The organism is Rhizobium sp. NZLR1b (assembly GCF_019685155.1).
GTDB lineage: Bacteria > Pseudomonadota > Alphaproteobacteria > Rhizobiales > Rhizobiaceae > Rhizobium.
This window is the reverse complement of the sequence record NZ_JABDWC010000006.1, coordinates 167,719-180,832: the sequence shown is the minus strand read 5'-3', so window position 1 is coordinate 180,832 and position 13,114 is coordinate 167,719. Positions and strand designations below refer to the sequence as shown.

General features: G+C 61.4%; 11 protein-coding genes. 6 read left to right on the top strand and 5 right to left on the bottom strand.

From position 1 onward, the window contains the following. Positions 1-807 (top strand): DUF72 domain-containing protein, encoded by an 807-nt coding sequence (locus tag HJB84_RS11475; RefSeq protein WP_221115970.1) that lies wholly within the window; start codon positions 1-3, stop codon positions 805-807. An 86-nt stretch (positions 808-893) separates the two neighbouring features. Here HJB84_RS11475 and HJB84_RS11470 read toward each other — a convergent pair whose 3' ends face one another. Next, positions 894-2,366: an NAD(P)H-hydrate dehydratase gene (locus HJB84_RS11470; protein ID WP_221115969.1), complete on the bottom strand. Its 1,473-nt coding sequence runs from the start codon at positions 2,364-2,366 to the stop codon at positions 894-896. A gap of 342 nt (positions 2,367-2,708) precedes the next feature. Between HJB84_RS11470 and HJB84_RS11465 the strand changes: the two genes are divergently transcribed. From HJB84_RS11465 to hspQ, 3 genes are all read left to right on the top strand, one after another. Beyond that, positions 2,709-3,047, top strand: a complete 339-nt coding sequence (locus tag HJB84_RS11465) for a P-II family nitrogen regulator (RefSeq protein WP_003579240.1) — start codon at positions 2,709-2,711, stop codon at positions 3,045-3,047. Between the two features lie 79 nt (positions 3,048-3,126). After that, entirely contained in the window at positions 3,127-4,536 is a 1,410-nt protein-coding gene (glnA, locus tag HJB84_RS11460) for a type I glutamate--ammonia ligase (protein WP_003559365.1), read from the top strand. A 260-nt stretch (positions 4,537-4,796) separates the two neighbouring features. After that, a complete protein-coding gene (gene hspQ, locus HJB84_RS11455) occupies positions 4,797-5,126 on the top strand; it encodes a heat shock protein HspQ (protein ID WP_207584224.1) in 330 nt (109 codons plus the stop codon). Positions 5,127-5,235: 109 nt separating this feature from the next. Here hspQ and HJB84_RS11450 read toward each other — a convergent pair whose 3' ends face one another. Further along, a complete protein-coding gene (locus HJB84_RS11450) occupies positions 5,236-5,895 on the bottom strand; it encodes an invasion associated locus B family protein (protein ID WP_207584223.1) in 660 nt (219 codons plus the stop codon). A gap of 283 nt (positions 5,896-6,178) precedes the next feature. Here HJB84_RS11450 and HJB84_RS11445 point away from each other — a divergent pair, with 283 nt between their 5' ends. Together HJB84_RS11445 and HJB84_RS11440 are read left to right on the top strand one after the other, a co-directional pair. Further along, positions 6,179-7,981: an extracellular solute-binding protein gene (locus HJB84_RS11445; protein WP_221115968.1), complete on the top strand. Its 1,803-nt coding sequence runs from the start codon at positions 6,179-6,181 to the stop codon at positions 7,979-7,981. A 66-nt stretch (positions 7,982-8,047) separates the two neighbouring features. Then, positions 8,048-8,719 carry a DsbA family oxidoreductase gene (locus tag HJB84_RS11440; protein ID WP_221115967.1) on the top strand — a complete coding sequence of 224 codons (672 nt, stop codon included), beginning with the start codon at positions 8,048-8,050 and terminating at the stop codon, positions 8,717-8,719. Between the two features lie 32 nt (positions 8,720-8,751). Here HJB84_RS11440 and HJB84_RS11435 read toward each other — a convergent pair whose 3' ends face one another. Genes HJB84_RS11435 through HJB84_RS11425 form a run of 3 tightly spaced genes read right to left on the bottom strand, consistent with a single transcriptional unit; the run spans position 8,752 to position 13,041 of the window. Continuing rightward, positions 8,752-9,219: an OsmC family protein gene (locus tag HJB84_RS11435; RefSeq protein ID WP_221115966.1), complete on the bottom strand. Its 468-nt coding sequence runs from the start codon at positions 9,217-9,219 to the stop codon at positions 8,752-8,754. Between the two features lie 16 nt (positions 9,220-9,235). After that, positions 9,236-12,739: a transcription-repair coupling factor gene (gene mfd, locus HJB84_RS11430; RefSeq protein WP_207584219.1), complete on the bottom strand. Its 3,504-nt coding sequence runs from the start codon at positions 12,737-12,739 to the stop codon at positions 9,236-9,238. Next, positions 12,736-13,041, bottom strand: a complete 306-nt coding sequence (locus HJB84_RS11425; protein WP_221115965.1) for a succinate dehydrogenase assembly factor 2 — start codon at positions 13,039-13,041, stop codon at positions 12,736-12,738. Before HJB84_RS11425 ends, mfd begins: the two co-directional genes overlap by 4 nt. Between the last annotated feature and the right edge of the window lie 73 nt (positions 13,042-13,114).

Sequence of the window (13,114 nt, the reverse complement as noted above, 5' to 3'; positions counted from 1 at the left end):
ATGACCAAATCCGGCACTATCCGCACCGGCATCGGCGGCTGGACCTTCGAGCCCTGGCGCGGGCATTTCTTTCCCGATGACCTGAAACAGAAGGACGAGCTGAATTATGCCAGCCGCCAGCTGAAGGTTATCGAGGTTAACGGTACCTATTACAGCACGCAGAAGCCGGCGGTTTTCGCCAAATGGGCGGCCGACGTACCCGACGGTTTCATCTTCTCGCTAAAGGCGACGCGTTTCGTCACCAACCGGCGGGTGCTTGCCGAAGCCGGTGAATCGATGGAACGCTTCCTGTCATCTGGAATTAGCGAACTCGGCGATCATCTCGGGCCGCTGCTCTGGCAGTTCGCACCGACGAAGAAGTTCGATCCGGAAGATTTCGAGGCCTTCCTGAAGCTGCTGCCGGCAAAGCAGGACGGGCTGGCGCTGCGCCACGTGGTCGAGGTGCGGCACGATTCCTTCAAAGTGCCGGAATTCGTGGCGCTGCTGGCGAAATACGGCGTGGCGCCGGTCTGCGCCGAACATTTCGAATATCCGATGATCGCCGATGTCACGGCCGACTTCGTCTATGCCAGGCTGCAAAAGGGATCGGACGATATCCCGACCTGCTATCCTGATAAGGACCTGAAGGCCTGGGCAAGCCGACTGGAGACCTGGGCGGAGGGCAAGGTCCCGGACGATCTGCCGCTGATCGATGGGGATCGCAAGGTGAAGGCCGAGCCACGCGACGTCTTCGCCTTCATGATCCACGAGGGCAAGGTCAATGCGCCGCATGGGGCAATCGCCCTGCAGCAGGCGCTGGCAAAATAGGCCGGGCTGAGATTTGCGCTAAAGACATAAGCATCGGCGGCTCGAAGCTGAAGCATCGGCGGCTCGAAGCTGAAGCATCGAGCGGGTTAAAGCGGCGAGACGTGGGTCGCGAGCTCCTCCGCCGTCAGGCCCTTGCCGGCGCGTTGGCCGGCCTCTCCGTGCAGCCAGACGCCGGCGGCCGCGGCCTCGAAGGCCGGCAGGCCCTGGGCGAGCAATCCGCCGATGATGCCGGCGAGCACGTCGCCGGAACCGGCGGTGGCAAGCCAGACCGGCGCGTTGGTATTGATGAGCGCACGTCCGTCCGGCGCGGCAATGACGGTATCGGCGCCCTTGTAGACGATCGCGGCATTGGCGAGGCGGGCAGCGGCCACTGATTTATCAACCTTCCCGAGCCCATCGTCGCCGGCAATATCGGGAAAGAGCCGGGCGAACTCGCCCTCGTGCGGCGTCAGCACCAGACGCGGCTCGCCCCGGAAAAGATCAAACAGCTGCTGTGGGTCTTCCTTGAACGAGGAGATGCCGTCGGCGTCGAGCACGAGATGGCGCTCGGCAAGGGCCGAGACAAAGCCGCGCGCTCTGACGCCGATGCCGAAGCCGGGGCCTAGAACGAAGCTTTGCAACCGCTTGTCGGCGAGCCAATCGTCGAGGTCGGCCGCGTCGTCGATTGCGTGCAGCATGACGGCGGTGAGATGCGCAGCATTGGCGGCCATCGCCGCGCGCGGGGCTGCGATCGTCACCAGGCCAGCGCCGGCCTTCAGGCCGGAGATCGCCGACATGCGCGCGGCCCCCGTCTTGTCGGCCTCGCCTGAGAAGACGACCAGATGACCGCGCTTGTATTTGTGGGTTTCCAACTGCTCGGCCGGCAGCACACCCTTCCAGGCATCCGGCCTGTTCTCGGCGATGACGCCGCCCGCCGCAGCCCTGACGATGCGGGCGGGAATGCCGATATCGAAAACCTCCAACTCGCCGCAAAGCTCCCTGCCCGGCATCAGGAGATGGCCGGGTTTGCGCGTCATGAAGGTGATGGTGTTGCAGGCCCGGAAGGCGGCCCCCAACACCCTGCCGGTGCGGCCATCCAGTCCGGAGGGCAGATCGATGGCAAGCACGGGAAGACCTGCCTCGGCGACGCACTCTATGACCGTGCGGACATCGGCCGGCACTTCACGGCCGAGCCCTGCACCGAACAGGCCATCGATGACGACGTCGCCGGTTTCGGGATTATAGAGGTGGAGCTGTTCCCCCTGGATCGCGCATCCGGCTCTCGCGCGAGCCGCATCGCCCTTTAGCCTGGCGGGGTCGCTGAGATGGAAGAGCGCCACCGTCGCCCCGCTCTCCCGCAGATGTCTTGCCGCGACGTAGGCGTCGCCGCCATTGTTACCGGGCCCGCAAAGCACGACGAAGCGCAAAGCTCCGGGATGAAGGCGCAAGGCAGCCGCCGCGACCGCCGCCCCTGCCCTTTCCATCAAAGCGAAGGAATCGATGCCGGATGCGGCAGCGGCAGCGTCAACCGCGGCCATCTCGGCAGGCGTGAGAAGAAGATCGGACAGTTCATGGCTCATCGGCCTATTCAATCAAAAAACGCCTAAAAAACAACCGCCTGAAACACCAAAGAAAAGAGCCTATTTTGTGCAATTGCCTATATTTTCACCCCACTAAGACATAGTTGCGCGACTCCTTAAACTCATGTCTTTTTCGATTTTCGATATGATTTTGATCGAAGGACCGAGTTTTCCCCTGGTTTGCCGCCAAACCGTCATCAAAATCCCCACAAATGCGGCGGTTTCGGCAAAATCCTCGTATTTTTTTAAGAAGATGGATTTCAAACTGGCACGATATCTGCATCATATCCGGCGAGCGGGAAAATTCCTGCCATAACGGGAGAAGCGGAGAGACATTTTCTCATGAAAAAGATCGAAGCGATCATTAAGCCTTTCAAGCTGGACGAAGTGAAGGAAGCCCTTCAGGAAGTCGGCCTGCAAGGTATCACGGTCACAGAAGCCAAGGGTTTCGGCCGTCAGAAGGGTCACACGGAACTTTACCGCGGAGCCGAATACGTCGTCGATTTTCTGCCGAAGGTAAAAGTCGAGGTCGTGCTGGCCGACGAGAACGCGGAGGCGGTCATCGACGCGATCCGCAAGGCGGCGCAGACCGGCCGCATCGGCGACGGAAAAATCTTCGTCTCCAACATCGAAGAGGTCATCCGCATTCGCACCGGCGAGACCGGCATCGACGCCATCTGACCCACTTTGCCTGGCGCGCAAAGTTAGATACGGTCAGCGCAGCCATGTATTGTCATCGCAAATCGGAGGAAGGTATTTAATGGCGACCGCAAGCGAAATTCTGAAGCAGATCAAGGAGAACGACGTGAAGTTCGTCGATCTGCGCTTCACCGACCCGAAGGGCAAGCTGCAGCATGTGACGATGGACGTTGTCTGCGTCGACGAGGACATGTTCGCTGACGGCGTGATGTTCGATGGCTCCTCGATCGGCGGCTGGAAGGCCATCAACGAGTCCGACATGGTGCTGATGCCCGATACCGAGACGGTGCATATGGACCCGTTCTTCGCACAGTCGACCATGGTCATCGTCTGCGATATTCTCGATCCGGTTTCCGGCGAGGCCTATAACCGCGATCCGCGCGGCACTGCCAAGAAGGCCGAAGCCTATCTCAAGGCATCCGGCATCGGCGACACGATCTTCGTCGGCCCGGAAGCGGAATTCTTCGTCTTCGACGACGTCAAGTACAAGGCCGATCCTTACAACACCGGCTTCAAGCTCGATTCGACCGAACTGCCGTCGAACGACGACACCGACTACGAAACCGGCAACCTTGGCCATCGCCCGCGCGTCAAGGGCGGCTATTTCCCGGTTCCGCCGGTCGACAGCGCCCAGGACATGCGTTCGGAAATGCTGACGGTTCTCTCCGAGATGGGCGTCGTCGTCGAAAAGCATCACCATGAAGTCGCCGCCGCCCAGCACGAACTCGGCATCAAGTTCGATACGCTGGTGCGCAACGCCGACAAGATGCAGATCTACAAATACGTCGTGCATCAGGTGGCGAATGCCTATGGCAAGACGGCAACCTTCATGCCGAAGCCGATCTTCGGCGACAACGGCTCGGGCATGCACGTGCACCAGTCGATCTGGAAGGGCGGCAAGCCGACCTTTGCAGGCGATGAATATGCCGGTCTTTCCGAGAGCTGCCTCTACTACATCGGCGGCATCATCAAGCATGCCAAGGCGATCAACGCCTTCACCAATCCGTCAACGAACTCCTACAAGCGTCTCGTCCCGGGCTACGAAGCACCGGTTCTGCTGGCATACTCCGCTCGCAACCGCTCGGCGTCCTGCCGCATTCCGTTCGGCACCAACCCGAAAGCAAAGCGCGTCGAAGTCCGTTTCCCGGATCCGACCGCCAACCCCTATCTCGCCTTTGCCGCCATGCTGATGGCCGGCCTCGACGGCATCAAGAACAAGATCCATCCCGGCAAGGCCATGGACAAGGATCTCTACGACCTGCCGCCGAAGGAATTGAAGAAGATCCCGACCGTCTGCGGCTCGTTGCGCGAAGCACTCGAAAGCCTCGACAAGGACCGCAAGTTCCTGACGGCCGGCGGCGTGTTCGACGACGACCAGATCGATGCCTTCATCGAGCTGAAGATGGCTGAGGTGATGCGTTTCGAAATGACGCCGCATCCTGTCGAATACGACATGTACTATTCGGCCTGATTGGCCTGAACACGGAAAGTCCCGGTTCGCCGGGGCTTTCACCTCCCAGGGTCATGGACGCCATCACAGCGCCGCGCGTCTTTTCAGACGCACAAAGACGCTGTAACACTTTGAAATGCTGCATAATTTCATCCTTAAATCGATGCCGATCTAAGGAATTATGCAGGAGGAGGATATGACGTTCATGTGACGAGCTTGCGCAAAAATCTTGATTTGCGCGGCACCAATCACCAAATTTGGTGATGAAAGGAAGTCGTACCATGAAAGAAAGAGTAGCAAAGTTCAGTATCGGCGAAGTGGTCCGGCACAAGGTTTTCCCGTTTCGCGGCGTCATCTTCGACGTTGATCCGGAGTTCGCGAATACGGAGGAATGGTGGAATTCCATTCCGGCCGAGGTGCGCCCAAGCAGGGACCAGCCCTTCTATCACCTGCTCGCGGAAAATGAAGAAAGCGAATATGTCGCTTATGTCTCCGAGCAGAATCTGATGAACGATGAAAGCGGCACGCCGCTTCGCAACCCGCAGATCTACCAGATTTTCGATCAGGCCCCGTCAGGGCAGTTCAAACCCAAGATGAGCTTCGCCCACTAAACTCGGTCTGACCGCAGCATCATTCAAGGCCTCGTTCCCGACGAGGCCTTTTCCTTGCGCACAAAAAACCCGGCTTGAAGCCGGGTTTCTATTCAGTATGGCGGCAGGATTACTGCGCCTTGGCTGCCTTCTGGGCGTCTTCCAGCTTCTTGCGGGCTTCTTCGGCCTTCTTCTGCATGCCTTCCTGCAAACTGCGCTGACTTGCGGCGAGCTTGTTTTCGGAAACCGGTTCGCCGTCATAAGCGCCGGTGAAGCCTTCGAGCGAGATCTTGATCGGGTTCGGGGCGCGACGGAAGTTGATCGAGGTGAAGATCACGTCGCTGCCCTTCTTCAGGCTGGCGATCATCGCGTCGGTCAGCGGAACTTCGGCCGTGCACTTGTCCGGCAGGCAGACGGCGTAGTCGAGCTTCTGGCCCTTGCCGCCGTCGATCTGCATGATGACGCCCGGGGGGATCAGGCGTGCCGTGGGAACCGAGACCTGCAGGAGCTTGCGGTTGATCTTGCCGGAAACCGAGATCAGGCCGACGGCCGTGACGAGTTGGCCGCCATTGGCGAGAATCAGGTTCTGGACAACACAGATGTCGTTGTCTTCCTGCTTGCTGCAGGTCTTGTACCAGCCGAGCTTCGGCGCGCCGGCGGCCTGCGCCTGGCCATCGGCAGGAGCCGCGGCTTCCTGGGCGAAGGAGGAGACCGGAGCCGAAGCGGCGCCGAACATCACTGCCAGAACGGACAGCGCTGCCCGCATTTTCTTTTCAGACTTGAACATCATAACGAATTCCGTCTCCTGATATCCGTTCAGGACAGCGACTTGCCGCCCCAACCTCGGGTCGTTCGGCACTCACCTCTTAAAAAAATAAGGCAAATGCATGACCCCGAAACTTCGGGTTCACCTGTTACATCGCAGCGTTCAAGATATCCAGCATTTCTTTGGCAATTTGAGGAGCATTTCGTCGCGATGCCAAAGAAATCGGCGCTCCGTGTTGGAATCGCTCGACCTCATGATAATCTCCGCGGTGAATCATGCCCGTTTTCGTGGTCTCAAGGATTGCCGAATGCTCCGGATCGTCGTCCCCCTCGTCCTGTCGCTGCTGTGCGGCGCTGTCGCCGCCGAGCCGCTGCATGGCATCGCGATGCACGGCGAGCCGGCTTTGCCGGCGGATTACAAACACTTCCCTTACGTTAATCCTGATGTGAAAAAGGGCGGCAAGATCACCTACGGCGTCGTCGGCACCTTCGACAGCCTCAACCCGTTTATCCTGAAGAGCAATCGGACGACGGCGCGCGGCATGTGGGATCCGGAATACGGCAATCTCGTCTACGAATCGCTGATGCAGCGCTCCAGGGACGAGCCGTTCACGCTCTATGGCCTGCTGGCCGAAACGGTCGAATGGGACGACGCCCGGAGCTTCATCCAATTCAACCTCAATCCGAAGGCGAAATGGGCCGATGGCCAACCGGTGACGCCTGAGGACGTGATGTTCACCTTCGAACTGATGCGCGACAAGGGCCGCCCACCGTACTCCGAACGCCTGAAAGTCGTCGCAAAGATGGAGAAGGTCGGCGAACATAGCGTGCGTTTCACTTTCAACGAAAAGGCCGACCGGGAGACGCCTCTGATTTTCGGCCTTTTCCCGGTCCTGCCGAAACATGCGGTCGATCCGGAGACCTTCGACCGCACATCGCTGGCGCCGCCGGTCGGTTCCGGTCCTTACAAAGTGAAAACGGTGAAGCCCGGCGAGAGCATCACCTATGAGCGTGATCCGAATTACTGGGGCAAGGACATTCCCGCCAAGGTCGGCACCGACAATTACGACACGATCACCGTCCAGTATTTCCTGCAGGATACGACGCTATTCGAGGCCTTCAAGAAGGGCGATGTCGACGTCTATCCCGACGGCAATCCCGGCCATTGGACCAATGCCTATGATTTCCCCGCGGCCACCTCGGGCTCTGTCCTCAAGGACACGTTCACGCCGAAACTGCCGAGCGGCATGCTCGGCTTCGTGTTCAACACGCGCCGGTCGATCTTTGCCGATCTCAAGGTGCGGGAAGGCCTGTCGCTGGTGTTCGATTTCGAATGGGCGAACAAGAACCTCTATTCCGGCGCCTATAAGCGCACGCAGAGCTTCTGGCAGAATTCCGAGCTTTCGAGCTTCGGCGTTCCCGCCAATGCGGCGGAGCTTGCGCTGCTCGGGCCGATCAAGGACAAAATCGCGCCCGCGATTCTCGACGGCACCTATAAGCTGCCGGTCACCGACGGCTCCGGCCGCGACCGCAATGTGCTGAAGCAGGCGGTCGAGCTGTTGAAGCAGGGCGGCTATACGATTCAGGGCGGCAAGATGCTGGATGCGTCCGGCCGCCAGCTCGCCTTCGAGATCATGACGCAGAATGCCGACCAGGAGAAGCTCGCCATCGCCTACCAGCGTTCGCTGCAGACGATCGGCATCGCCGCTTCGATCCGCACCGTCGACGACTCGCAGTATCAGAGCCGGACGAACAGCTTCGATTACGACATGATCATCAAATCCTATACCTCATCGCTGTCACCCGGAACCGAGCAGCTTGGCCGCTGGTCTTCGGCCGCGCGCACGCAGCAGGGTAAGGACAGTTTTGCCGGCGCCAATGATCCCGATATCGACACGCTGATCGACCACCTGCTGCGGGCACGCTCGGCTGAGGATTTCACCGCGGCGGTGCGCTCCTACGATCGGCTGCTGCTTTCCGGCCATTACGTGCTGCCGCTCTATCATATTGACCAGCAATGGGTGGCCCACAGCAAACGCATCGGCGGTCCCGACAGCGTGCCGCTCAATGGCTATCAACTACCGGTATGGTGGGATACGAGCGTGCAGTAGGAATCGGCCGAACCGCCCGGCCTTTATGTCTCCCTTGGGAGACGCATGGACATAAGGAAGATCATCATGGAGCGTATCACCATCGACGTCGTCTCGGATGTCGTCTGCCCTTGGTGCTATCTCGGCAAGGCGCGGCTGGAACTCGCCATCGCCGAGGTGCAGGACGAAATCGGCGTCGACATCAACTGGCGGCCGTACCGGCTCAACCCCGATTATCCCAAGGAGGGCGTCGACCAGAAGAAGGCACTGGCTGAGAAGCTCGGCGGCGAGGAGCGCGTGGCGCAGGCCCACAAGATGCTCAACGATCTGGGCCGCGAGGTCGGCCTCGCCTTCAATTTCGAGGCGATCAAGATCGGCCCGAATACGCTCGACGCGCATCGGCTGATCCACTGGGCGATGATCGAAGGCCGCGAGAAGCAGGACAAAGTGGTTGCCGCGCTGTTCAAGGCGAATTTCGAGGAGGGCCGCAATGTCGGCGACCATGCGGTGCTGCTCGATATCGCCGAGAAGGCCGGCCTCGACCGCCCGGCCACCGCCTCGCTGCTCGCCTCCGATGCCGATCGCGATCTGATCGTTGCCGAGATCACGGCGGCCCAGGAGATGGGCGTCAACGGCGTGCCGTTCTTCATCTTCGACCAGCAATATGCCGTCAGCGGCGCCCAGACGCCCGACGTGCTAGTAAACGCGTTGCGCGATATCGCCAAAGCGAAGGCCGAGGCGCGATCCGGGCTCAACTAGCAGACGGCAAAGGGCCGGCAACGATTTCAGCGTCAGCCCAGAACTGGAACGCAGCGCACCTCGGTCTTCACCGAATTGGCGATGAAGCAGTCGTCATGGGCGCGATGGTGCAGGCTTTCGAGCTCACTCAGGGAAGGCTGTTTGTCGCCCCTGAAGACGACATGCGGACGGAGCGTCACGACGGTCATGGCGAGGCGGCCTTCGGCGTTCTTCTCCATGATGCCCTCGGCGGCATCGGTGTAGCTGTCGACGCAGAACCGCTGTTTGGCGGCAATCGACAGGAACCAGAGCATGTGGCAGTTGGAGAGCGAGGCGACGAAAGCCTCTTCCGGATCGACGGCGTCTTCGACCGAATAGGGCAGCGGAACGACATGCGCCGAGGAGGACGCCCTGACCTCGATGCCGCCGTCGAAGCTCCAGCGGTGGGCACGGCTGTAGCGGTTGTCGGTGAATGTCTCGCCGTTCCGGTCCCAAGCGATCCTTGCGCCGTATGTCGCCATCCTCAAGTCCTTCCGTTTATTTCGCCATCTCGGCCAGTTGCGTCATGATAACGGCAGCGCCCTGCAGGCGCTTTTCCGGCGTCGGCAGGTCGCGGGTCAGGAAAACGCTGTGGTCGGGGCGGATTTTCGCCATCGCGCCCTGCTTGCCGATGTAGCCGACGAGGTTTGCCGGGTTGGGGAATTCCTTGTTGCGGAACTGCACGACGACACCCTTCGGGCCGGCATCGAGCTTTTCGACATTGGCGGTGCGGCAGAGCGACTTGATGTAGACGATCTTCAGGAGATGCTGGACCTCGATCGGCATCGGCCCGAAACGGTCAATCATCTCGGCGCCGAAGCCGTCGATCTCCTTGAGTTCGGTGATTTCGCCGAGACGGCGGTAGAGCGCCATGCGCAGATGCAGGTCGGGCACGTAGCCCTCCGGGATCATCACCGTCGTGCCGACCGATATTTGCGGCGACCAGCCGGTGTCGTGGATCTCGTCGATACCCTTGACCTCGGCGACCGCCTCTTCCAGCATCTGCTGATAGAGCTCGAAGCCGACCTCCTTGATGTGGCCGGACTGCTCTTCGCCGAGCAGGTTGCCGGCGCCGCGGATATCGAGATCGTGGCTGGCCAGCTGGAAGCCCGCGCCGAGCGTATCCAGCGACTGCAGCACCTTGAGCCGGCGTTCGGCGGTGGCCGTCAGCACCTTATTCACAGGCAGGGTGAAGAGCGCGAAGGCGCGCACCTTCGAGCGGCCGACGCGGCCGCGCAGCTGATAGAGCTGGGCAAGGCCGAACATGTCGGCGCGGTGGACGATTAGCGTGTTGGCTGTGGGTACATCGAGGCCGGATTCGACGATGGTGGTCGACAGCAGCACATCGTAACGGCCCTCATAAAAGGCATTCATGATGTCTTCGAGTTCGCCGGCCGGCATCTGGCCATGGGCGACGGCGACCTTCAGCTCCGGCAAATCCGACTGCAGGAAGGCATGTATGTCCTCGAGGTCGGCAAGCCTAGGGCAGACATAGAAGCTCTGGCCGCCGCGATAATGCTCGCGCATCAGCGTCTCGCGGATGATCAGACTGTCGAAGGGCGAGATGAAGGTGCGCACCGCCATGCGGTCGACCGGCGGCGTGGTGATCAGCGACAGTTCGCGCACGCCGGTCATCGCAAGCTGCAGCGTGCGCGGGATCGGCGTCGCCGACAGCGTCAGCACATGCACGTCGCTCTTCAGCTCCTTCAGCCGTTCCTTGTGCTTGACGCCGAAATGCTGCTCCTCATCGATGACGAGCAGGCCGAGATTGGCGAATTTGATGCCGGCGCCAAGCAGCGCATGGGTGCCGACGACGATATCGGTCTTGCCTTCGGCCACTTCCTTCTTGGTCAGCGCCAGCTCCTTGGCCCCGACCAGGCGCGAGGCCTGCTGGATGCGCACCGGCAGGCCGCGGAACCGCTCGGAAAAGGTCTTGAAATGCTGGCGGGAGAGCAATGTCGTCGGCACGACGATGGCGACTTGGGCGCCGTTCATCGCCGCGACGAAGGCGGCACGCAGCGCCACTTCGGTCTTGCCGAAGCCGACGTCGCCGCAGACGAGACGGTCCATCGGCCGGCCGGCGCCGAGATCGGAGCGCACGGCCTCGATGGCGGCATCCTGGTCCTCGGTCTCGTCATAGGGGAAGCGGGCGGCGAATTCGTCGTAGAGACCTTCCGGCGTCGTCAGCATCGGCGCATGGCGCGTCAGGCGCTCGGCGGCGATGCGGATCAGCGCATCGGCCATGTCGAGCAGGCGCTTCTTCAGCTTGGCCTTGCGCATCTGCCAGGCGCCGCCGCCGAGCTTGTCGAGCTGGGCCTCGGTGCCCTCGCCGCCGTAGCGCGAGAGAAGATCGATGTTTTCGACCGGCAGGAAAAGCTTGGCCTCGTCGGCATATTGCAGTTCGAGGCAGGCATGCGGGGCGCCTGCGGCCTCGATGGTCCTCAGCCCGATGAAGCGGCCGATGCCATGTTCGGCGTGAACGACGATCGAGCCTTCGTCGAGGCCCGCGACCTCCGAGATGAAATCGGCGGCGCGCTTGCGGCGCTTGGAGCGGCGCACCATGCGGTCGCCGAGGATATCCTGCTCGCCGATGACGACGAGGTCGCCGGCCTCGAAGCCGGCTTCGAGACTGAGTACGGCGGCGGCCGCCTCGCCTCTCGCCAACGAGCCGAGATCCTTCAGCGCCTCGACCGGCTTGACCTTTTCCAGGCCGTGTTCGTTCAGCACCTGCAGCAGGCGCTCCAGCGAACCTTCGGTCCAGGCGGTGACGAGCACTTTCGCGCCGCCGGCGCGGCGGTCGGCGATATGTTTGACGACGACGTCGAAGATGTTGATGCGTTCTGCATCGCCGCCGCCTTCGGCATTCGCGCGAGCCCAGCGCTGGCCCTGGCGGGCGTCGATATTGACGACGCGGCGCGCCTCGCCCTCATGCTCGTTGAAGGGGCTGATGCGGATCGCCCCGAGCGCGTCGAGGGTCTTTGCGAAAAGCTTGCTGTCGAGATAGAGCTGGCCCGGCGTCACCGGCTTGTAGGGCGTGCCCTGCGCCATCTGGCCCTTGGCCGGCTGGCCGGAATTCAGCCGGGCGTCGTAATAATCGAAGACCAGCTTGGAGCGCTCCTCGGCTGCCTCACGCACCGTATGGTCGGTGACAACACGGAAGCCGCTGAGATAATCGAAGACGGTATCGAGCTTCTCGTAGAAGAGCGGCAGCCAATGCTCCATGCCCGGATAACGCCGACCCTCGGAGACGGCGAGATAGAGCGCGTCGTCGCGCGTGGTGGCGCCGAAAGCCGAGAGGTAATTCTTGCGGAAGCGGCTGATCGTATCCGGGGTCAGTGTCACCTCGCTCATCGGGTTGAGATCGAGGGAGCGCACCTGGCCCGTCGTGCGCTGGCTTCCCGGATCGAAGCAGCGGATCGATTCCAGCGTGTCGCCGAAGAAATCGAGGCGGACCGGCTCTTCCGAACCCGGCACGAAGACGTCGAGAATGCCGCCGCGCACGGCATATTCGCCGACCTCGCGCACGGTTGCGACACGCTCGAAGCCGTTGCGCTCCAGGCGGCCGGCAAGATCGTCCATGCGCAGCTGGTTGCCGGGACGGGCTGAAAAAGTCAGGCTTTCGATGACATCCTGCGGCGCCACCTTCTGCAGCATGGCATTGGCGGTGACGAGCACGATGGCGGCATGCGGCTTCTTGCGGTGGGCGATGAGGCCGCCGAGTGCTGCAAGCCGGCGGGCCGAGGTATCGGCACTCGGCGAAACGCGGTCATAAGGCAGGCAGTCCCAGGCCGGCAGGGTGAGAACAGGAATGTCGGGGGCGACAAAGCCCAGCATCTGCTCGAGATCGGCCATGCGGTGGCCGTCGGACATGACATAAGCGACCGGCTCTCCCGCTCGGGCGAGTTCGGCCAGCAGCAGCGGTTCCAGACCTGACGGCACATTGCCGATCGTCAGCGGCTCGGCAATGGCCGCAAGCTTCTTCGCATCGAAACCAGGGATCATTCCGGCGTCCTGAGGGGCTTGTCGAAATCGGGTGTGTAGGCGGCAAGGCGGGTAAACATCGGTGTCTTGAAACGCTCGGGCACCGGCCATGTTCCCATGATCCAGCGAACAAGGTCATTGTCCTCTTCCGCCATGATCGTCTCGAACTCGTCAAGCTCGGCTTCCGAAAGCGTCGCGATCTCGGCTTCGGCGAACTGGCCGAAGACCAGGTCCATCTCGCGGATGCCGCGGTGCCAGCAGCGGAAAAGGATCCGGCGGCGGCGCGGGTCGAGACCGGCACTGGTGAGCGTGACACCTGTCATGGCATTACCTTCCTGTTGATGCGCCTCTATAGACCCTGGAAAGCGGCTTGTCAGCCTTGCCAAGGCCGCATTG

What these genes read in the sequence shown, in the direction of transcription:
- HJB84_RS11475 (WP_221115970.1), top strand. Translation starts at nt 1, where the DNA reads ATGACCAAATCCGGCACTATCCGCACCGGCATCGGCGGCTGGACCTTC.
- HJB84_RS11470 (WP_221115969.1), bottom strand. Translation starts at nt 2,366, where the DNA reads ATGAGCCATGAACTGTCCGATCTTCTTCTCACGCCTGCCGAGATGGCC.
- HJB84_RS11465 (WP_003579240.1), top strand. Translation starts at nt 2,709, where the DNA reads ATGAAAAAGATCGAAGCGATCATTAAGCCTTTCAAGCTGGACGAAGTG.
- glnA (WP_003559365.1), top strand. Translation starts at nt 3,127, where the DNA reads ATGGCGACCGCAAGCGAAATTCTGAAGCAGATCAAGGAGAACGACGTG.
- hspQ (WP_207584224.1), top strand. Translation starts at nt 4,797, where the DNA reads ATGAAAGAAAGAGTAGCAAAGTTCAGTATCGGCGAAGTGGTCCGGCAC.
- HJB84_RS11450 (WP_207584223.1), bottom strand. Translation starts at nt 5,895, where the DNA reads ATGATGTTCAAGTCTGAAAAGAAAATGCGGGCAGCGCTGTCCGTTCTG.
- HJB84_RS11445 (WP_221115968.1), top strand. Translation starts at nt 6,179, where the DNA reads ATGCTCCGGATCGTCGTCCCCCTCGTCCTGTCGCTGCTGTGCGGCGCT.
- HJB84_RS11440 (WP_221115967.1), top strand. Translation starts at nt 8,048, where the DNA reads ATGGAGCGTATCACCATCGACGTCGTCTCGGATGTCGTCTGCCCTTGG.
- HJB84_RS11435 (WP_221115966.1), bottom strand. Translation starts at nt 9,219, where the DNA reads ATGGCGACATACGGCGCAAGGATCGCTTGGGACCGGAACGGCGAGACA.
- mfd (WP_207584219.1), bottom strand. Translation starts at nt 12,739, where the DNA reads ATGATCCCTGGTTTCGATGCGAAGAAGCTTGCGGCCATTGCCGAGCCG.
- HJB84_RS11425 (WP_221115965.1), bottom strand. Translation starts at nt 13,041, where the DNA reads ATGACAGGTGTCACGCTCACCAGTGCCGGTCTCGACCCGCGCCGCCGC.